Origin of the sequence: Nocardiopsis sp. LOL_012 (genome assembly GCF_048060475.1) — a bacterium.
GTDB lineage: Bacteria > Actinomycetota > Actinomycetes > Streptosporangiales > Streptosporangiaceae > Nocardiopsis.
Map to the genome: position 1 here is coordinate 44,397 of NZ_JBHMIV010000012.1, position 18,528 is coordinate 62,924.

Genomic DNA, 18,528 nt, shown 5'->3' on the forward strand with positions numbered 1-18,528 from the left:
GAGCATACGGGTCCGGTCGGACCCGGGGGCATCGTCCCACGGGTCCCCGCCGCGGCACTACCCGCCTCGGTGCCCTCCCGCCACGGCCCTGCTCCCGGGTGCGAGTGGGTCCCGGCGGCTTTAGTCTTGAGGCATGTCGTCGAATCGCCACATCCTGACCGCGGTCGCCTGGCCCTACGCCAACGGCCCGCGCCACATCGGCCACGTGTCCGGCTTCGGAGTCCCCTCCGACGTCTTCTCCCGCTTCCAGCGAATGTCGGGCAACCGCGTGCTGATGGTCAGCGGCACCGACGAACACGGCACCCCCATCCAGGTCCTCGCCGACCAGAAGGGCCAGAGCCCCCGCGAGGTCGCCGACCACTACAACCGGCTCATCGCCGAGGACCTCGTCGCCCTGGGGCTGTCCTACGACCTGTTCACCCGTACCAGCACCGGCAACCACTACGAGGTGGCCCAGAAGCTGTTCGCCACGCTGTACGAGAACGGCTACGTCTTCACCCACACCACCAAGGGCGCGATCTCGCCCTCCACCGGCCGCACTCTGCCCGACCGCTACGTCGAGGGCGTCTGTCCGATCTGCGGCTACGACGGCGCGCGCGGCGACCAGTGCGACGACTGCGGCAACCAACTCGACCCGGTCGACCTCGTCGCCCCCCGCTCCAGGATCAACGGGGAGACCCCCGAGTTCGTGGACACCGAGCACTTCATGCTCGACCTGCCCGCCTTCGCCGACATCCTCACCCGGTGGCTCAAGGGCAAGGAAGGGAAGGAGGCTGCGCTGGAGGCGTCCGTTGAGGGTGGTGGCGGGCGACGGGGGAAGGAGGCTGCGCTGGAGGCGTCCGTTGAGGGTGGTGGCGGGCGACGGGAGGGCTGGCGGCCCAACGTCCTCAAGTTCTCCATGAACCTGGTGGAGGACCTCCAGCCGCGCGCGGTCACCCGCGACCTCAACTGGGGCGTCCCCATTCCGCTGGAGGGCTGGTCGGACAACCCCAACAAGCGCCTGTACGTGTGGTTCGACGCCGTCATCGGGTACCTGTCCGCCTCCATCGAGTGGGCCCGGCGCGTCGGGGAGCCCGACGCCTGGCGCCGCTGGTGGCAGGGCGAGGACGCCGAGTCGTTCTACTTCATGGGCAAGGACAACATCGTCTTCCACTCGGTGATCTGGCCCGCGATCCTCATGGGCGTCAGCGGCGAGGGCGACCGCGGCGGCGAGGCGGGCGAGATGGGCGCGTTCAACCTGCCCACCGAGGTGGTCTCCAGCGAGTTCCTCACCATGGAGGGGCGCAAGTTCTCCTCCTCCCGGCGTGTGGTCATCTACGTGCGCGACTTTCTGGAGCGCTACTCCGCCGACGCGCTGCGGTACTACATCATGGCGGCCGGCCCCGAGACCCAGGACACCGACTTCACCTGGGCCGAGTTCGTGCGCCGCAACAACGACGAACTCGTGGCGGCCTGGGGCAACCTGGTCAACCGCTCCATCTCCATGGCGGCCAAGAACATCGGTGCGGTCCCCGAGGCGGGCGAGCTGACCGAGGAGGACCTGCGGGTGCTGGAGCACTCGCGCACGGCCTTCGACACGGTCGGCCAGAGGCTGGAGCGGTCGCAGTTCAAGGCGGCGCTCCAGGAGGCCATGCGCACCGTTGCCGAGGCCAACAAGTACATCTCCGACCAGGCCCCGTGGGCGCTGAAGAAGACCGACCCGGACCGGATGGCCACCGTCCTGCACGTGGCGCTCCAACTGGTCAGCGACGCAAACACGCTGCTCACCCCGTTCCTGCCCGAGTCCGCCAACAAGGTGCACGCCATGCTCGGCGGCACCGGCACGTGGACCGGGATGCCCCGTCTGGAGACCGGACACGACCGCATCGGCGGTTCGGGCGAGGCGGTGGACTACCCGGTGATCACCGGGGACTACGCCGACGACCAGGCGTACTGGGGGACGACCCCGATCCTGCCGGGCACCCCGCTCAGCCGCCCGCAGCCGCTGTTCGCCAAGCTCGACCCGTCCGTGGTGGACGAGGAGCTGGCCCGCCTGGAGGGCGACGGTGAGTAGGCGCAAGGGCCGGGCGGTACGCGAGCGCAACAGCAGGACCCCGCCGCCCCTGCCCGAACCCCTGCGCACGGCGGTGCCCGACTGCCACACCCACATGGACATGCAGGAGCCCGGGGTCGAGGAGATCATCGCCGCCGCGGAGAGCGTGGGCGTGGCGCCGCTGCTCCAGGTGGGGGTGGACCTGTCCTCCTCGCGCTGGGCCGCGGAGACGGCTGAGGCGTATCCGGGCCGGGTGTGGGCGGCCGTGGCCCTGCACCCCAACGAGGCGCCGCGTATCGTGCACGGCGACGGCGCGGAGGGCGTGGAGGTCGACGAGACCGACTGGGCGGGCAAGGCCCGTCCCGGCGGCGGCTACGGGCTCCTGGAGGAGCAACTGGCCGGGATCGACGAACTGGCCGCTCTGCCGTATGTCGTCGCGGTCGGCGAGACCGGCATGGACACCTTCCGCACCGGCGCCCAGGGCAAGCGCGCGCAGGAGGAGTCCTTCCGCCGCCACATCGCCATCGCCAAGCGGCACGGCAAGGCGGTGATGATCCACGACCGTGAGGCCCATGAGGACGTGCTGCGCGTCCTGGAGGAGGAGGGCGCGCCCGACCGGGTGGTCTTCCACTGCTTCTCCGGGGACGCCGAGATGGCGAAGGTGTGCGCCGAGCGCGGCTACTTCATGAGCTTCGCTGGCAACGTGACCTTCGGCAGCGCCGAACCGCTGCGCGAGGCCGCGCGCGCCGCACCGCCCGAGCTGGTCCTGGTGGAGACCGACGCGCCCTTCCTCACCCCCAAGCCCTACCGGGGGCGGCCCAACGCGCCCTACCTGGTCCCGCACACACTGCGCGCGCTGGCGCAGACCAAGGGCATGGACGAGGACGTCCTCGCCGCCGCCGTCGCCGACAACGCCCGCCGCGCCTTCGGTATCTGAGCGCCTCCGGCGGCGGAGCACCCGCCGCCGGAGGCCTCTCCCTCCTACCGGCCGCCCTTGCGGCGCCGGGCGTCCCGGGCGATCCTGCCGTAGGTCTTCGTCCGCTGCTTGTCCCGCGCCCGCAGCCGGTGCTCGGTCCGGTCGCGGTTGCGCTCGGCCTCCCTGCGGAGCTTGTTCCACCGCCCCAGCCGAGCCGGGTCGAGGTCGCCCTCGGCGGCGGCGGCGGTGACCGCGCAGCCCGGTTCGGGGCCGTGCGAGCAGTCGGCGAAGCGGCACAGCTCCGCCAGTTCCCGGATGTCGTCGAAGGTGCGGTCGACCGCCGAGGTGTCACCCGTGACGTCGACCCGGCGCAGCCCCGGGATGTCCAGGACCAGCGCGCCCCCGGGCAGGACCAGCAGTTGCCGGTGGGTGGTGGTGTGCCGTCCGCGCTTGTCCTGGCGGATCTCGCCGGTGGCCATGAGCGTACGTCCGGCGATCGCGTTGACCAGACTGGACTTGCCCGCCCCGGAGGTACCCAGGAACACCCAGGTGCTGCCCGGCAGCAGGATCCGTGCCAGGGCGTCCACACCCTCGCCGGTGTGGGCGCTGACCGGGTGGACGTCGGCGCCCGGGGCGACCGACGCGGCCAGTTCGAGCGCTTCGGGCAGGCGGTCGCCGGCCAGGTCGGCCTTGGTGACGGCGACGGTGGGCGCGGACCCGCCGGACCAGGCCAGGCTGAGGAACCGCTCCAGACGGCCCGGGTTCGGGCCCTGGTCGGCGGCCTCGCAGATGAGCACCCCGTCGACGTTGGCGGCCAGGACCTGGTCGTGGGAGTCGGCGGCCACGCCTTGGCGGACGAGTGATGAGGAGCGCTCCAGGACGGCCTCGACCAGCCAGGTGTCGCCGGAGCGGCGCAGGGCCACCCAGTCGCCGCTCGTCGGTGCGGCGGCCGGGTCGGTGCGGGCGGCCCGGCGCACGGCGGGCGCGTGTTCGGCGTTCTCCGGCCCGGGCAGCAGCACCTCGGCGCCGCCGCGTCGGGCGGCGGCCACCCGGGCGGGGACCAGGGTGTGCGGACTGGTCGGGACGAGGGCGTCGAAGGCCTCAGCGACACGGTCGGTCCAGCCGAGGCGGGTGAGCGGGTGTGACGCGTGCGCGTCGGGGTCGTGGTGGTACACGTCGGGCTCTCTGTACGGGTGAGCCCCGTGAGTGCTTCAGGGCTCGCTGATGATCGGTGAACCGTTGCGGGGGGCGGGGTCGAACACAGTCATCGCGAGGTCCTCTCCTTGGTCGCTTCCGGTCCGGGCGCGAGGCGCCCCGGACCAGCCGATCCTAGATCGGTCGGCTCCGGGGGCGCCAGTGGTTTTCCCCGCTTCCGCGGGGTGGCCGTGTCAGCGGCGGCGGGTCCACACGTCGTCGGCCGCTGGGGCCGAACGGCCCACGGGCGGTGCGGCGGCGGGGCTGGGCGTTCTGCGGGGGCGCCTGGTCTCCATGTCGTCAGAGAGCATGAGGAAGAGGCTGGCCGTGAGGATGGTCACGAACAGGCCCACGATCAGGGGCAGCAGGAATTCGGTGGCGCTGCCGCCGGGGAGGGGCTGCGCGGCGCCCCAGTCGGCGTCGGGCGTGATCCGTACGCCCATCATGGCGGTGTAGTGCATGGAGGCGATCGCCACGGCCATGAGCGGTGAGGCGAAGGCCAGGGCGGCGGCCCCGTTGAGGCGGGTGGCGAACCAGAGTGCGACGGTGGCGGCGACCAGGGCGATGCCGATGGCGGTGGCCACGTAGCCGGTCTCGTGGGACATGGTGCCGCGGAAGTTCATCGAGAACATGCCCATGTAGTGCATGGAGACGACGCCGATGCCGGCGATGGCGCCGCCCGCGAGGAGCCGGAGGGGGCTGTCCTGGTTGAGGGTGAGCGTGAGGGCCACGGCCATGACGGCGACGGCCAGCAGCCCGCTGACGACCGTGAGGGGAGGGTCGTAGCGCACGGTGAGCCCGTCGGGGGAGTAGCCCATCATCGCGATGAAGTGCATCGACCACACGGCGATGGCTCCGAGGGAGAAGGCGGCGAGGGCCAGCCACTGCCATCGGAGGGGGCCTTGGGCGCGGCGGGCGCGCGAGGCGAAGGCCAGGCCGAGAAAGGATCCGATCATCGAGACTGCGACGGAGATCGGGAATGCGGGTCCGTGGCTGAGGAGGTGCTCGATCACTGTACGGCTCTCCATGGCCTATTGGGGGGTAAGTCGGTACGAAAGTAGTGAAATTGCGACACTTATATGCAGGATTATCAAGAGATGGCCGATGTCGGCCAATATGAATAAGGGGGGTTGCGCTCATGGAGAACGGGCCCACCGGATCGAATCCGGTGGGCCCATGGGGTGTGTTTCCGCTGCTGGGGGGCGGGGGTCAGCCGCGTCTGCCCCAGACGTCGTCCCCGGGGGTGTTCCGACTGGTCGGAGCGGCCCGGCGGTCGGAGCCGGTCTCCGGGGCGTCGGTCGGCCCGTTGTGTGATGACGGGGCGTCGTCCCGGCCGTTCTCGGTGAACATCAGGGCGGTGCTGCACGCGAGGACGATGGCGAACAGGCCCAGGATCAGCGGGATCATGAGTTCGGTGACGCCCGAGCCCTGGAGCGCCACACCGTCCCACTCGGCGTCGGGGGTGATCCGGACACCCGCCATGCCCACGTAGTGCATGGCGTTGACCGCGAGGGCCATGATGAGGGAGGCCCCCACCAGGGAAACGGCGTTCCTGAGGCGGGTGGCGAACCAGAGTGCGACGGTGGCGGCGACCAGGGCGATGCCGATGGCGGTGGCCACGTAGCCGGTCTCGTGGGACATGGTGCCGCGGAAGTTCATCGAGAACATGCCCATGTAGTGCATGGAGACGACGCCGATGCCGGCGATGGCGCCGCCCGCGAGGAGCCGGAGGGGGCTGTCCTGGTTGAGGGTGAGCGTGAGGGCCACGGCCATGACGGCGACGGCCAGCAGCCCGCTGACGATCGTCAGGAGGGGGTCGTAGCGCACGGTGAGGTCGCCGGGGGAGTAGCCCATCATCGCGATGAAGTGCATCGACCACACCGCGACGCCACCCAGGGTCAGGGAGGCCAGGGCCAGCCACTGCCACCGGGAGGCACCCTGGGCGCCGCGGGCGCGTGAGGCGAATCCCAGGCTGAGAAGGGATCCGATCGCCGCGACGACGATGGTGATCAGGAAAACGCCCGGCTGGTGGTGTTGAAGGAGGTGCTCGATCACTGGTGCTTCTCCATTCCTCCGGCTGCTGCGGAAAAGAATCGTGAAACGATTTACCACGCTGCCGGGGGATTATTCGGTTCGTGGTGCTCGGGAGGCTGCCGTCATCGGTCCGACGGTGGGTGTCCCGTGGGGGGTGGCGCCCCGTTCCGGTGTTCCCCTCCGGAGCGCGGCGGCGAGCGGACGTGTCGCACCAGGGTTCGGAGTGAACGGGAGAATGCGGGACATAGCGCATCAATCTACCTGCTGCGATGTGCCTGGTCAGTAGCCATGTGTCGTTTTAAGAAACATTGACGTAACATTCACCGAAGCTTGCCCGATTCGATACCAGGCTCCGCCCCGGACCTGGCCTTCACGCCGCCGGAGGTGATGCGGGAGAATACCCGCACAGCCCCCCACATCGCAGGGAGAGAACCGGTATGTTCCGGATCGCCGTCAGCCGCCTCACCGACGACGGGTGGCGGATCACCCCGGAGCTTCGGGAGACCGCCATGACCGTGGACGAGGCGCTGCTCGCTCTGGGCAGGCACCTGCCGACCGCCGACACCTCCGGCATCGGCGGGGACGCGGTGCAGCGGTCGGTCAACCGCGTCAACGACTTCCGCCGGGACGTGTCCACCGGGGACGGCGGCCGCTACCGGGTGGTCATCGCCCCGATGATGTGAACCGCCCGCGAGCATCCCGCAACGGCTGCCGCCCCGGCCGGGTTCAGGCTGACCCGAAGGCCGAGTCAAAGGACGCGCGCGGCGGGTCGAACGCGTGTGACCGTACGAAGTCCACTGCCTCGGCGGCCCCGGCGAGCCGGTCCATCCCAGCGTCCTCCCACTCCACGGAGATCGGCCCGTCGTAGCCGATGGCGTTGAGGGTGCGGAAGCAGTCCTCCCAGGGCACGTCTCCGCGCCCGGTCGACACGAAGTCCCAGCCCCGCCGGGGGTCGCCCCACGGCAGGTGGGAGCCCAGCCGCCCGCTGCGCCCGTCGGAGGCGCGCATACGCGTGTCCTTGCAGTCCACGTGGTAGATCCGGTCGCGGAAGTCCCACAGGAACCCCGCCGGGTCGATGCCCTGCCACACCATGTGGCTGGGGTCCCAGTTGAGCCCGAACGCGGGCCGGTGCCCCACCGCCTCCAGCGCCCGCTGGGTGCTCCAGTAGTCGTAGGCGATCTCCGAGGGATGTACCTCGTGCGCGAACCGCACGCCCACCTCGTCGAACACGTCCAGGATCGGGTTCCACCGGTCGGCGAAGTCCCGGTACCCGGCCTCGACGACCTCCGGGCCGACCGGAGGGAACATCGCCACGTACTTCCAGATCGCCGACCCGGTGAAGCCCGCCACGGTGGACACCCCCAGCCGGGCGGCGGCCCGGGCGGTGGTGCGCATCTCCTCCGCGGCGCGGCGGCGCACGCCCTCGGGGTCGCCGTCGCCCCACACCCGGGGGGGCAGGATGTCCCGGTGGCGCTGGTCGATGGGGTCGTCGCAGACCGCCTGACCGAGCAGGTGGTTGGAGATCGCCCAGACGCCGAGCCCGTACCGTTCCAGGACGTCTAGCCGATCGCGCACGTAGTCGTCGTCCTCGGCGGCGCGTACGACGTCGAGGTGGTCGCCCCAGCAGGCGATCTCCAGGCCGTCGTAGCCCCAGGAGGAGGCCAGGGAGCACACCTCCTCGAAGGGCAGGTCGGCCCACTGGCCGGTGAAGAGCGTGACGGGGCGCGGCATGTCTCACTACCTCCGTGGTGACGGTGAACGGGAGCCGAGGGCCGGACGGGCGGTCTCGGAGGACAGGGAGCGGAGGAACGCCAGGCCGTCGACCGCGATCGCGTCCTGGCTCTCCGCGAGCGGCCGCCAGACCGAGGCGGCCGTGGCGATGGCGGCGTTGTCCGCCGTGAACGACTCGATGACGAGCGGACCCTCGTAGCCGGACCGGTCGAGGGCGGAGAGCAGACCGGGCCAGTCCAGGTGGTCAGCGCCGGGGGCGCCCCGGTCGTTGGCGCACACCTGCACGTGCTTGATCCGACCGGCGGCGCGTTCCACGGCCTCCGCCAGGCCGCGTTCCTCGATGTTGAGGTGGTACACGTCCAGGGCGAGCCCGCAGTGCTCCTCCGGCAGGTCCGCGAGGGCGTCCAGGGCCTGGTCCACCGTGTTGAGCACACTGGTCTCATACCGGTTCAGCGGTTCCACCGCGACGGCGACGCCCGCCGACGCTGCGTGCTCCACCACGGGGGCGAGCGCCTCGGCCAGTTCGGCGCGCAGCCCCGCCCGCTCGCCGGGCGCCATGCGCCAGGTCCGGCCGACCGAGGCGTAGGCGGGGCCCGCGACGACGGGGGAGCCGACCTCCGCCGCCGCGTCCACCACCCGCCGCAGGTAGTCCTGCGTGGCCGTGCGGGTTCCCGGGTCCGTGGCCACCAGCTCCCGGCCGGGTCCCATGACCAGGACGACACTCGCCGACAGGCCGAGGCCGTCCAGCAGTGTGCGGGTGCGCCGGGGGCTCCAGTCCCCGACCTCCTCCACGGGCAGTTCCAGGACGTCGAACCCCCACTCCGCGGTGCGCGGCGCGATGTGCTCCACACCGGCGTCGGTGACCGGTGACGTCCACACCCAGGTGTTCACCCCCAGCGCACGCATCTAGCGGTCCATCCAGGCTTCGGGGAACCCGGGCAGGTCCTCGCCGCCGAACTTGGCGTAGTGCAGGGACGGCATGTCAGCGTTGCGGTCCAGATACTCCTGGAGCTCGTCTTGGCGGATGGGCTCCTGGGGAAGCACCCACTCGGAGGGGACCTCCTCCCCGGCCAGGACCATGGCGGCGGCCAGGACCGGGGTGCGCCACTGGAAGTTGGAGTACACCGGGGCGATGGCGGTCAGGCCCTCCTCGTCCCACGTGCGCATGAAGCTCAGCTCGTCCTCACCGGAGATCACCGGGTAGGGCCGCCCCGCGTCCTCGAACGCCTCCAGCGCGGCCACGGAGCCGTCCCCGGCGTCCATCCAGATGCCGTCGACCTCTCCCCGCTGGAGGTGCTGGGACACCAGGTCCTTGATCTGTGCCCCGTCGCCCTCGGTGAACTCGTAGCCGAGCACGTCCAGTTCGCTCTCGCCGAAGATCGTCTGTGCCGCCGCCCAGCGGTGTTCGAGCACGTCGACACCGGGCAGGATGCGCAGCGCCAGGACGGTCGAACCGGGCTCCAGGTTCTCCACGAGGAACTCGGCGGCGTCCGCGCCGTAGGCGTAGCCGCCGATCGGGTGGATGAAGGTGGCCATGCAGTCGGTGTTGACGCCCCGGTCGAAGACGATCACGGGCACGCCGCTCTCACAGGCGGTCTCCACCGCGGGGGTGAGGGTGGCGGTGGTCGAGGGGGAGATGATGATCGTGTCGCAGTCGCCTGAGTCCACGAACGCCTGGATGTCGGAGATCTGTTGGTTGTCGTCGTCGGCGGCGTCGGAGACGCGGAACTCGCCGATGCGGCCCTCCGCCTGGAGCGCCTCCACCTGCTGCTCCATGGTGATGAAGCCGGTGACCCGCCAGGGGTTGGAGACCGACGCGTTGGAGAAGCACACGGTGGCGTCCTCGGGGGCGTCGATTGCGAACCCGGAGGTGTCGGTCCACTCGGGGTCGATCGCCTGGAGCCAGGGCTGGTCGGCGGGGCCCTCCGGCTCGATGTCGCGCTGGGCGAGCTGGGCGTCGAACTCGGCCTGGTCGAACCAATCGGGGTCCGGGGTCAGGTCCGTGTCCGAGCCGCCCGGGCCCTCTGCCGAACACGCGGTCAGGGCGAGGACCGCGCCGGCCGCGCCGGCGAACACTGCACGGGGGATACGCATGGGGGGTTACCTCCTGGAAGTTCCGGGTCGCTGCCCGGTCTGATGGTCCGGCAGCCGTCGCGGGCGCTCCGGCCGTCGTGGTTCACCGCGCAGCGAGGCGTAGGCCACCGCGGCGATGATGATGAGCCCCTGCACCGTCGGTTGGAGGGTGGAGGGCAGATAGAGCTGGTTGAACAGGGTGAACAGTGCCTCGATGGTGAGAGCGCCGAGGCAGGCGGCGACGACGGTGCCCCGGCCGCCGCCGAGTACGACCCCGCCGAGGACGACGGCGGTGATCGCGGTGAACTCCAGCCCCTCGCCGACCTGCGCGGTCACACCGGCGAACCCGCCGATGAGGACGGCCGCCAGGGTGGCCATGAGAGAGGAGCCGACGAAGGCCAGCGTGCGCACGCGCTGGACTCGCACCCCGGAGAACGCGGCGGCCGTGTCGTTGTCACCGGTCGCCATGAGAGAGCGGCCGAAGGGCGAGCGCATGAGGAGCACCGCGGCGACGGCCGCCGCCGCGGCGATGAGAACGGCCCAGGGGAGCTGGCCGAGGTAGGGGATGCCGTCGATCCCCCCGCGTCCGGGAACGCGGAACGCCTCCGACAGGGCACCGGTGGGCGCACCACCGGTCCAGTAGTGGACCGCTCCGTAGAGGACCAGCATGGTGCCGAGCGTGGTGATGATCGAGGGCACCTTGAGCACGGTGGTGACCAGTCCGTTGACCAGCCCGACCACCAGGCCGAACACCACGAGGAGGGCGAGAACCGGCACGGTGGCGGCCTCGTCCCCGTCGATGAGCCGGGCGGCGATCACCACCTGCGCACCCACGAGCGAGCCGACCGAGAGGTCGAACTCCCCGGAGGCGATCACCATGTACTGGCCGATCGCCAGGACCACCAGGGGCGCCGCCTGCTTCGCGAAGCCCATCAGGGGCGGCCCCTGGAGGAAGAACGGGTTCTGGACGGCGATGACGACGAAGATCAGGACCAGCAGCAGGGCCGTGGTGGCGGTGCCGCCGCGGGTGAGCGCGGCCAACGAGCGGAACGGGTCCGAGGCGGTCATCGGCTCTCTCCCAGGGGTGTGCGGGCGGGAGGGGCGGGATCGGCCGACGGTCTCGGCGGGCCGCCGGAGGGGAAGCGGGTCCGCACGGCGGTGCGGGAGTGGCGTGAGCGGGCGTAGACCGCCACCGCGCTGACGAGCACGGCCCCCCGCAGGACGTCCTTGACGAAGGGGTCGACGGCCAGGATGTTGAACACCGTGTCGAGTGTGGCCAGGACGAACACGCCGGCGACCGTTCCGCCGACGCCGCCGCGACCGCCCAGCAGGTAGGTTCCGCCCAGAACGACGGCGGCGATGGCCTCCAGCTCGTAGCCGTTGCCGTAGACGAGCGCGCTACCGGTGCCGAACCGCGCCGCCAGGAGCAGGCCCGCCGCCCCGGCGGTGACCGAGCAGAGCACGTGCGCTGTGACGATCGTGCGGTCGGCCCTGACCCCGGAGAGCCGGGCGACCTCCGCGTCGCCGCCCACCGCGTACATGTGGTACCCGGTTCGGGTGCGGCGCAGGAACACCACGGCGGCCACCGCGAGGGCGACCATGACCAGGGTGGAGACCGGTAGCACGCCGATCCGGGCGTGGCCGAAGACCTGGAACGCGTCGGGCACCGACCCGGCCGGGCCCTGGAAGTTCGTGTCCAGGTAGCCCTTGATGACGAGTCCCATACCGAGGGTGGCGATGAAGGGGTTGACCCGCAGCCGGGTGACGACCAGCCCGTTGGCGAGGCCGATGAGCGCCGATACCCCGAGCGCCGCGCCGATACCGAGCAGGATGCGGGAGGGCTCTCCGGCCATGGCGGTCGCCCCGACGATGGTGGACAGTGCCGCGACGTAGCCCACCGACAGGTCCAGGGACCGGCACAGGATGACGAGTGTCTGGCCGATGGCGAGGAAGCCGAGCAGGCTGCTGCGGGTGAGGAGGTCGACAGTGTTGGAAGCGGTGAACAGGTTCGCGCCCCGGGTGGCGAGGAGGGCGGCGCTGACCGCGAGGAGAAGGACGAGGGCCAGGTAGACCAGCCCCGTGGTGCCCAGGCGTGAGGCCGCGCGCAGGGGAGCGGGGGAGTCAGGGGGTCGGGTCACGGGGCGGCCTCTTCCTGCGGGTGCGGCCGGGAAACGTCCGGCGCCGTGTCGGTGGGGGGTTCGTGCGCCGTGCCGGTGGCCATCGCCATGACGGCCTCCTCACTCGATCCGCCGGGCAGCTCCCCCGCCACCCGGCCGTCTTCGAGCACGAGCAACCGGTCGGCCATCCCGATCAGCTCGGGCAGCTCGGAAGAGACCAGGACGATCGCCACGCCGTCCGCGGCCAGTTCGCGCATCAGCCGGTAGACGGCCTGTTTGGCGCCCACGTCGATTCCCCGGGTGGGCTCGTCGAGCACCATGACGCCCGGTTCGGTGGCCAGCCACTTGGCCAGGACGACCTTCTGCTGGTTGCCGCCCGACAGGTACCGGACCTCCTGGGCGTGGCCGCCGTGGGAGACGAGTTCGAGGGAGGACAGCAGACCGGGCAGTCGCCGGGCCCGGCGGCGCGCACCGGCGGGCAGGACCGCGTCGAGGACCAGGCGGCCGTTGGCCAGGACCGACTGGTGCAGGGCCAGCCCCTGGGCCTTGCGGTCCTCCGTGACGAGTGCGATCCCCGCGCGCACGGCCTGCCGGGGCGAGCGCGGGTTCACGCGGTCCCCGTCCACGTGGACGTCGCCGCGGGTGAAGCGGTCGATACCGAAGAGGGCGTGCGCGACCTCGGTGCGGCCGCTGCCCTGGAGCCCGGCCAGCCCCAGGATCTCCCCGCCGCGCACCTCCAGGCCGATCCCGTCGAGCCGGGTGTTGCCGCCGCCGGTGACCGACAGCCGGACCCTCCCCGAGTGCTCGCCGCGGGGTTCCAGGTGCTGGGGGAAGACCGAGGAGACGGGGCGGCCCACCATCGTGCGCACGATGTCGGCGGGGCGGGTGTCCCCGGTCGCGACGGTGTCCGCCAGGTGACCGTCCTTGAGGACGGTGACCGTCGTGGACAGGTCGAAGATCTCCTTCAACCGGTGGGAGACGTAGAGGACGGCGACCCCCCGTTCGCACAGGCGGTGGACGATCCGGTAGAGGGCCTCTACCTCGTGTTCGGCCAGGGCGGCGGTGGGCTCGTCCATCGAGATGACGCGCGCGTCGAGGGAGAGCGCCTTGACGATCTCCACGATCTGCTGCTCGGCGACCGAGAGCGAGCGCACCTTCGACGCGGGGGAGATGCCCGACAGGCCGAGGTCGGAGAGGAGCGCCGCGGTGGCCCTGTCCATGGCGCGTCCGTCGACCAGCCCGCGGCGGCGGATCTCCCGGCCCAGGAACACGTTCTCGGCGACGGTGCGCTCGGGAAGCAGGTTGAACTCCTGGAAGACCGTGGCCACACCGGCCCTCTGGGCTTGGAGGGGGTGCTCGAAGGAGACCTGTTCGCCCGCGAGTTCCACGGTGCCGCCGTCGGGGCGGTGCACCCCGGCCAGCACCTTCATCAGGGTGGACTTGCCCGCGCCGTTCTCGCCGACCAGGGCGTGCACCTCGCCGGGGTGCAGGTCCAGGTCGACGCCGTGCAGGACGCGCACACCCAGGAACGACTTCGTGATGCCGCGCATGCGCAGCAGGGGCCGGGCGGTCATGGCCCGCTCACCTCCGCGACGTCGATCCAGCGGTGTTCGCGGGCCGAGGCCAGGACCGCCTCTGCGAGGACCGCGGCCCGCAGCCCGTCGGTGAACCGGGGCAGGCCCTCGGGGGCCCGCCCGGCGACGGCCGCTCCGGTGTCGGTGACCAGGGCGTTGAAGCAGTCCTGGTAGCCCTGCGGGTGGCCGACGGGGACGGTGACCAGGCGGGCGGCGTCGGCGCTGAGCCCGGGGTCGTCGCGGGAGACGATGGTGGTGCGCTCCCGTCCGCCCCGCCAGAGCGTCTCGGGGCGCTCCTGGTCGAAGACGAGCGAGCCCTCGGTTCCGGACACCTCCAGCACGAGGCGGTTCTTGCGGCCCGGGGAGACCTGGCTGACGACGGCGCCGCCGATCGCGCCGCCCGCGGTGGCGAACTGGAAGGAGACCAGGTCCTCGGTGGTGACCGGGCGCCTCTCGCTCCCCCGCGTGTCGCAGATGCGGGAGGTCTGGGCGCTCACGGCGGTGATCCGGTCTCCGGTGACGAACTCCAGCAGGTCGCACCAGTGGGAGCCGATGTCGCCGAAGGCGCGGGTGGGGCCGCCGAGCCCGGCGTCGACACGCCAGTTGTCCTCGCGGGGGTCGAGCAGCCAGTCCTGGAAGTAGCCGCCGTGGGCGAGGCTGACGCGGCCGATGGAGCCGGCCGCGACCAGGGCGCGGGCTTCGCGGGCCATGGGGTGGAACCGGTAGACGAAGGGGACGACGCAGACGCGGTCCGCTTCGCCCGCGGCGCGGACGAGGTCGCGTGCGGTCCCGGTGTCGGTGGTCAGCGGTTTCTCGCAGACGACGTGCTTGCCCGCGGAGAGGGCGGCCATGCTCAGGGGGGCGTGCAGGTGGTTGGGGGTGCACACGTGCACCACGTCGACGTCGGTGCGTCGGATGAGTTCGAGGGCGTCGCCGTGGGCGTGCGGGATGCCGTGGTCGAGGCGGAACCGTTCGGCTTTGGCCCGGGAGGAGCCGGCGACCCCGACGACCTGCCCGCCGGAGGCGCGGATGGCGTGGGAGTGGACGCGTCCCATGAAGCCGGTGCCGATGACGGCCGCACGGTAGGGGGTCGGTGCGGGAGGTCCGGGGACGGGTCCCGCTTCCGCTGATGTGACCTTGCTCACTGGCATGCGAGAACCGTACGATGGACTTATGTCGATAGTCAAGCATAAGTTGCTGAATCAAAGAGCATTAGACGCTGAGTGACCGGACGATAGATCCTGTGCTTGACTGGCCCACATGACGGAAGAAGCGCCGACCGAAGCGGGAGCGAAGCCATGACGGAACTGCGCACCCGTGCACCGGCCGCCGCTCCGGGCGCCGGGACCCTGCTCCGGCTGCTGCGCGACGGCCGTCCCCGGACCCGCTCCGAACTGGCCACAGTCACCGGTTTGGCGCGCTCCACCGTCACCCAGCGTGTGGACGCGCTGCTCGCGAGCGGGCTCATCGGACCCGCCGGCGAGGCCGTGTCCACCGGCGGGCGCCCGCCGACGACCTTCTCGTTCCGCCCGGACGCGCGGGTGGTCCTCGGTGCCGACCTGGGCGCCACGCATGCGCGGCTCGCCCTCACCGACATGACGGGGGTCGTCCTGGCGCAGGAGTGCGCCGACCTCGACATCGCGCTCGGACCCGGACCCGTCCTGGACTGGGTGATCGACAACGGCCGGTCCCTGCTGGAGGCCGCAGGGCGCGGTGAGGAGGAGCTGCTCGGCCTCGGCATCGGACTGCCCGGGCCGGTCCAGCACTCCACGGGGCGGGCGGTCAACCCGCCGATCATGCCCGGCTGGGACGACTTCGACGTGCCCGGACACGTCAGGCGCGGTCTGCCGGTGCCCGTCCTGGTGGACAACGACGTCAACATCATGGCGATCGGTGAGCACCGCGTGGCCTGGCCCGCGGCGAGCCACCTCATGTTCGTCAAGGTCGCGACCGGCATCGGCTGCGGGATCGTCAGCGAGGGGAACGTGTACCGGGGAGCCCAGGGGGCGGCCGGGGACATGGGCCACATCCACCTGCCGGGGAGCGGGGACAGGCCCTGCCGCTGCGGGAACACCGGGTGCCTGGAGGCCGTGGCCAGCGGGGCTGCCCTGGCCGAGACGCTGCGTGCCGAGGGCGTTGCGGTGCACGGGGCGCGCGACGTCGTGGAGCTCTCGCGCAGGGGCTCGGTTCCGGCGCTGCGCGTCCTGCGGCAGGCGGGCCGCGACGTGGGCGAGGTGCTCGCGGCCTCGGTGAACATGTTCAACCCGTCGGTGATCGTCGTCGGCGGCGTCCTCGCGACCGCGGGCGACCACCTGCTGGCCGGTGTCCGCGAGGTCATCTACCAGCGGTCGCTGCCCCTGGCCACCGAGCAACTGAGCATCGTCTCCTCCACAGCGGGGGAGAGCGCGGGCGTCATCGGGGCCGCCGTCATGGTGATCGACCACTGCCTGAGCCCCGAGAACGTCGACATGCTCGTCAGCGGTGCCTGAGTGGCACCCGGACCCCGCACACACGCCGCGGCGGCCGGGAGGCCCGGCCGCCGCGCGGGGATCAGGATCAGATCCTCCGCGGATCCTCGCGGTACTCCGGACGTTCCACGTCCGGAAGGATGCCCTCGTGCCGTAACACCGGCTTCGGGCGCGGTGCGGACCGCACCACGGCGGTCGCGGCCACGCCGCTCAACAGCGTCGCGATCGCCACCCCGGCGGTGAGGTTGATGAAGGCCGTGGCGAACTGGGCGGCCGCTCCTGCGGCCTGTGTGAACGGTGTGACCACAGCGACGGCCGTGATCAGCCCGATCATCCACCCGAAGAACGCCCGGGGCCGTGGCGCCGTGATCAGAAGCAGGTGCAGCAGAGCGGTGGCCAGCAGAGCGGCCGCGGCCGCCGTGAAGGCGTAGACCGCGGTTCCGGTGTCGCCCAGGTATCCGGCCTCCTCCGGTGCGAGCACCGGTATCCCCAGAACACCCCGTGCGACCACGGTTCCGGCCAGGACGACCAGGGCCGCCACCACCGCGGTGGCCAGTCCCCCGGACCACAGCCGTACCGCGTTGACCGGACGTTCATGCTCGAATTCGCCCATGCCCCGATCCCCCCAGAAACGGCGCCGAACTCGGTCAAAGCACACATACCCGCAGCTCCACAGCGGTAACCAACACGTGGAACACTGGGATCATGGCTCACTTCGCGCACGCGCGCGTCGATCTGGACGCGATCGCCGACAACGCCCGCCTCCTGCGTGAGCGCGCGGGCGGGACCCCCCTCATGGGTGTGGTCAAGGCGGACGGCTACGGCCACGGCATGCTCCCGGCCGCCCGCGCCCTCCTCGCCGGAGGTGCCGCCTGGCTGGGGACGGCGTTCATCCACGAGGCCCTCGCCCTGCGCGGTGCCGGGATCACCGCACCCCTGCTCGCCTGGATCATCCCGCCGGGCGAACCCCTCCGAGAGGCGATCGCCGCCGACGTCGACCTCGGTGTCAGCGACCGGGCCGTCCTGGACGGCGTCGTCGACGCCGCGCGGAGCCTGGGGCGCAGCGCCCGCGTCCAGCTCAAGATCGACACCGGCCTCAACCGGGGCGGTATCGGCCCCGCCGTGTGGCCCTCCCTGGTGGAGGCGGCAGCGCGGGCCGAAGAGGCCGGACACCTGCGCGTCAGCGGGGTGTGGTCGCACTTCGCCTGCGCGGACGAACCCGGGCACCCCTCCATCGCCTCGCAACTGTCCCAGTTCCGCGAGGCCCTGGAGACGGCCGACAAGTGCGGACTGGCCCCCGAGGTCCGCCACATCGCCAACTCCGCCGCGCTGCTCACCCTCCCCGAAGCGCGCTTCGACCTCGTGCGCGCCGGTATCGCGGCCTACGGTCTCAACCCCGTCCCCGACCTGGAGGTCCCGGGCCTGAGGCCGGCGATGACCCTCCGATCGAGGATCGCGCTCACCAAGCGCGTCGGCCCCGGCAGCGGCGTCTCCTACGGGCACCGCTACGTCACCGACCGGGACACCACCCTCGCCCTCGTGCCGCTCGGGTACGCCGACGGCGTCCCGCGCCACGCCACCAACCAGGGCCCCGTACTCCTCGGGGGCCGCCCCCGCGTCATCGCGGGAACAGTCTGCATGGACCAGTTCGTTGTCGATATCGGCGATGACCCGGTGGAGGCGGGCGAGTACGCGGTACTCTTCGGCGACCCCACCGGCGATCCGGACACCCCCACGGCCCAGGACTGGGCGCGGGTGCTGGAGACCATCCCCTACGAGATCGTCACGCGGGTGGGCGTCCGGGTCCCCCGCGAGTACACCGGCGGCTCCTGAGCACGCCGCCACGACCGACCTACTGCGAGACGCATGACAGACGTAACAGCCACCACCGCCGGGACACCCCCCGTCCACGCGGTCCGGGCCGCCACCGACGGCGCGATGCGCGCCCTGGGGCGCGGCGTGGCCGCCCTCACCCGCCCCGGGGACGTGATCCTCCTGTCCGGCCCCCTCGGCGCGGGCAAGACGACGTTCACCCAGGGGCTCGGCGAGGGCCTGGGCGTCCGTGGGTCCGTGACCTCGCCGACCTTCGTCATCTCCCGCATCCACCCCTCCCTGACGGGAGGCCCCGACCTCGTGCACGTGGACGCCTACCGGCTCGGCGGCGCCGACGAGATCGACGACATCGACCTCGACATGACCCTCGCCGACTCGGTGACGGTCGTGGAGTGGGGCGAGGGCGTCGCCGAGGGGCTGAGCGAGGACCGGTTGGAGATCGCCATCGAACGCCACCCCGACGACACCCGCACCGTCCGGCTGCGCCCCGTCGGCGGCCGGTGGGCCGGAACCGAGATGCCCGGCGGCGGCGCCGGGCGCGGATAGGCGGCCGCCC

General features: G+C 71.7%; 17 protein-coding genes. 6 read left to right on the forward strand and 11 right to left on the reverse strand.

Going from position 1 to position 18,528, the window contains the following annotated elements:
* Positions 1–133 precede the first annotated feature (133 nt).
* Positions 134–2,053, forward strand: coding sequence for a methionine--tRNA ligase (locus ACFHWE_RS10080; RefSeq protein WP_416600511.1), 1,920 nt, complete (start codon positions 134–136; stop codon positions 2,051–2,053).
* Positions 2,046–2,969, forward strand: a complete 924-nt coding sequence (locus ACFHWE_RS10085) for a TatD family hydrolase (RefSeq protein ID WP_416600512.1) — start codon at positions 2,046–2,048, stop codon at positions 2,967–2,969. The genes ACFHWE_RS10080 and ACFHWE_RS10085 overlap by 8 nt, the downstream gene beginning before the upstream one ends.
* Positions 2,970–3,013: 44 nt before the next feature.
* Here ACFHWE_RS10085 and rsgA read toward each other — a convergent pair whose 3' ends face one another.
* The 3 genes from rsgA to ACFHWE_RS10100 all read right to left on the reverse strand — a co-directional run bounded on the left by rsgA (position 3,014) and on the right by ACFHWE_RS10100 (position 6,197).
* Positions 3,014–4,123, reverse strand: a complete 1,110-nt coding sequence (gene rsgA, locus ACFHWE_RS10090; protein ID WP_416600513.1) for a ribosome small subunit-dependent GTPase A — start codon at positions 4,121–4,123, stop codon at positions 3,014–3,016.
* A 213-nt stretch (positions 4,124–4,336) separates the two neighbouring features.
* Positions 4,337–5,098: an MHYT domain-containing protein gene (locus ACFHWE_RS10095; protein WP_416600514.1), complete on the reverse strand. Its 762-nt coding sequence runs from the start codon at positions 5,096–5,098 to the stop codon at positions 4,337–4,339.
* A 253-nt stretch (positions 5,099–5,351) separates the two neighbouring features.
* A complete protein-coding gene (locus ACFHWE_RS10100) occupies positions 5,352–6,197 on the reverse strand; it encodes an MHYT domain-containing protein (protein ID WP_416600515.1) in 846 nt (281 codons plus the stop codon).
* 416 nt (positions 6,198–6,613) lie between these two features.
* Between ACFHWE_RS10100 and ACFHWE_RS10105 the strand changes: the two genes are divergently transcribed.
* A complete protein-coding gene (locus ACFHWE_RS10105; RefSeq protein ID WP_416600516.1) occupies positions 6,614–6,859 on the forward strand; it encodes a hypothetical protein in 246 nt (81 codons plus the stop codon).
* 43 nt (positions 6,860–6,902) lie between these two features.
* Here the strand turns inward: ACFHWE_RS10105 and ACFHWE_RS10110 are convergent, their stop codons facing one another.
* From ACFHWE_RS10110 to ACFHWE_RS10140, 7 genes are read right to left on the reverse strand one after another with little or no spacing between them, the layout of a single operon-like run.
* The gene (locus ACFHWE_RS10110; RefSeq protein ID WP_416600517.1) at positions 6,903–7,907 is read right to left on the reverse strand and encodes a sugar phosphate isomerase/epimerase family protein; all 1,005 of its coding nucleotides are present in this window, start codon (positions 7,905–7,907) and stop codon (positions 6,903–6,905) included.
* A gap of 6 nt (positions 7,908–7,913) precedes the next feature.
* Positions 7,914–8,813, reverse strand: a complete 900-nt coding sequence (locus tag ACFHWE_RS10115; protein ID WP_416600519.1) for a sugar phosphate isomerase/epimerase family protein — start codon at positions 8,811–8,813, stop codon at positions 7,914–7,916.
* The gene (locus ACFHWE_RS10120) at positions 8,814–10,001 is read right to left on the reverse strand and encodes a substrate-binding domain-containing protein (protein WP_416600520.1); all 1,188 of its coding nucleotides are present in this window, start codon (positions 9,999–10,001) and stop codon (positions 8,814–8,816) included. It lies immediately after the preceding gene.
* A 6-nt stretch (positions 10,002–10,007) separates the two neighbouring features.
* Positions 10,008–11,048 carry an ABC transporter permease gene (locus ACFHWE_RS10125; protein ID WP_416600521.1) on the reverse strand — a complete coding sequence of 347 codons (1,041 nt, stop codon included), beginning with the start codon at positions 11,046–11,048 and terminating at the stop codon, positions 10,008–10,010.
* Entirely contained in the window at positions 11,045–12,118 is a 1,074-nt protein-coding gene (locus ACFHWE_RS10130) for an ABC transporter permease (protein WP_416600523.1), read from the reverse strand. Before ACFHWE_RS10130 ends, ACFHWE_RS10125 begins: the two co-directional genes overlap by 4 nt.
* A complete protein-coding gene (locus ACFHWE_RS10135; protein ID WP_416600524.1) occupies positions 12,115–13,671 on the reverse strand; it encodes a sugar ABC transporter ATP-binding protein in 1,557 nt (518 codons plus the stop codon). The genes ACFHWE_RS10130 and ACFHWE_RS10135 overlap by 4 nt, the downstream gene beginning before the upstream one ends.
* Positions 13,668–14,816: a Gfo/Idh/MocA family protein gene (locus tag ACFHWE_RS10140; RefSeq protein WP_416600625.1), complete on the reverse strand. Its 1,149-nt coding sequence runs from the start codon at positions 14,814–14,816 to the stop codon at positions 13,668–13,670. Before ACFHWE_RS10140 ends, ACFHWE_RS10135 begins: the two co-directional genes overlap by 4 nt.
* A 153-nt stretch (positions 14,817–14,969) precedes the next feature.
* On the opposite strand from ACFHWE_RS10140, the gene ACFHWE_RS10145 reads away from it, so the two are divergent.
* Positions 14,970–16,160, forward strand: coding sequence for an ROK family protein (locus tag ACFHWE_RS10145; protein ID WP_416600525.1), 1,191 nt, complete (start codon positions 14,970–14,972; stop codon positions 16,158–16,160).
* Between the two features lie 67 nt (positions 16,161–16,227).
* On the opposite strand, the gene ACFHWE_RS10150 is transcribed toward ACFHWE_RS10145, so the two are convergent.
* Positions 16,228–16,752, reverse strand: coding sequence for a DUF6069 family protein (locus ACFHWE_RS10150; RefSeq protein ID WP_416600526.1), 525 nt, complete (start codon positions 16,750–16,752; stop codon positions 16,228–16,230).
* A gap of 92 nt (positions 16,753–16,844) precedes the next feature.
* Here ACFHWE_RS10150 and alr point away from each other — a divergent pair, with 92 nt between their 5' ends.
* Both alr and tsaE read left to right on the forward strand, forming a co-directional pair.
* On the forward strand, positions 16,845–17,972 hold the full coding sequence (gene alr / locus ACFHWE_RS10155; protein ID WP_416600527.1) for an alanine racemase: 1,128 nt from the start codon (positions 16,845–16,847) through the stop codon (positions 17,970–17,972).
* Between the two features lie 33 nt (positions 17,973–18,005).
* Positions 18,006–18,518 carry a tRNA (adenosine(37)-N6)-threonylcarbamoyltransferase complex ATPase subunit type 1 TsaE gene (gene tsaE / locus ACFHWE_RS10160; RefSeq protein WP_416600528.1) on the forward strand — a complete coding sequence of 171 codons (513 nt, stop codon included), beginning with the start codon at positions 18,006–18,008 and terminating at the stop codon, positions 18,516–18,518.
* The last annotated feature ends 10 nt before the right edge of the window (positions 18,519–18,528 follow it).

What these genes read in the sequence shown, in the direction of transcription:
- ACFHWE_RS10080 (WP_416600511.1), top strand. Translation starts at nt 134, where the DNA reads ATGTCGTCGAATCGCCACATCCTGACCGCGGTCGCCTGGCCCTACGCC.
- ACFHWE_RS10095 (WP_416600514.1), bottom strand. Translation starts at nt 5,098, where the DNA reads ATGATCGGATCCTTTCTCGGCCTGGCCTTCGCCTCGCGCGCCCGCCGC.
- ACFHWE_RS10105 (WP_416600516.1), top strand. Translation starts at nt 6,614, where the DNA reads ATGTTCCGGATCGCCGTCAGCCGCCTCACCGACGACGGGTGGCGGATC.
- ACFHWE_RS10110 (WP_416600517.1), bottom strand. Translation starts at nt 7,907, where the DNA reads ATGCCGCGCCCCGTCACGCTCTTCACCGGCCAGTGGGCCGACCTGCCC.
- ACFHWE_RS10115 (WP_416600519.1), bottom strand. Translation starts at nt 8,813, where the DNA reads ATGCGTGCGCTGGGGGTGAACACCTGGGTGTGGACGTCACCGGTCACC.
- ACFHWE_RS10120 (WP_416600520.1), bottom strand. Translation starts at nt 10,001, where the DNA reads ATGCGTATCCCCCGTGCAGTGTTCGCCGGCGCGGCCGGCGCGGTCCTC.
- ACFHWE_RS10125 (WP_416600521.1), bottom strand. Translation starts at nt 11,048, where the DNA reads ATGACCGCCTCGGACCCGTTCCGCTCGTTGGCCGCGCTCACCCGCGGC.
- ACFHWE_RS10135 (WP_416600524.1), bottom strand. Translation starts at nt 13,671, where the DNA reads ATGACCGCCCGGCCCCTGCTGCGCATGCGCGGCATCACGAAGTCGTTC.
- ACFHWE_RS10145 (WP_416600525.1), top strand. Translation starts at nt 14,970, where the DNA reads ATGACGGAACTGCGCACCCGTGCACCGGCCGCCGCTCCGGGCGCCGGG.
- ACFHWE_RS10150 (WP_416600526.1), bottom strand. Translation starts at nt 16,752, where the DNA reads ATGGGCGAATTCGAGCATGAACGTCCGGTCAACGCGGTACGGCTGTGG.
- alr (WP_416600527.1), top strand. Translation starts at nt 16,845, where the DNA reads ATGGCTCACTTCGCGCACGCGCGCGTCGATCTGGACGCGATCGCCGAC.
- tsaE (WP_416600528.1), top strand. Translation starts at nt 18,006, where the DNA reads ATGACAGACGTAACAGCCACCACCGCCGGGACACCCCCCGTCCACGCG.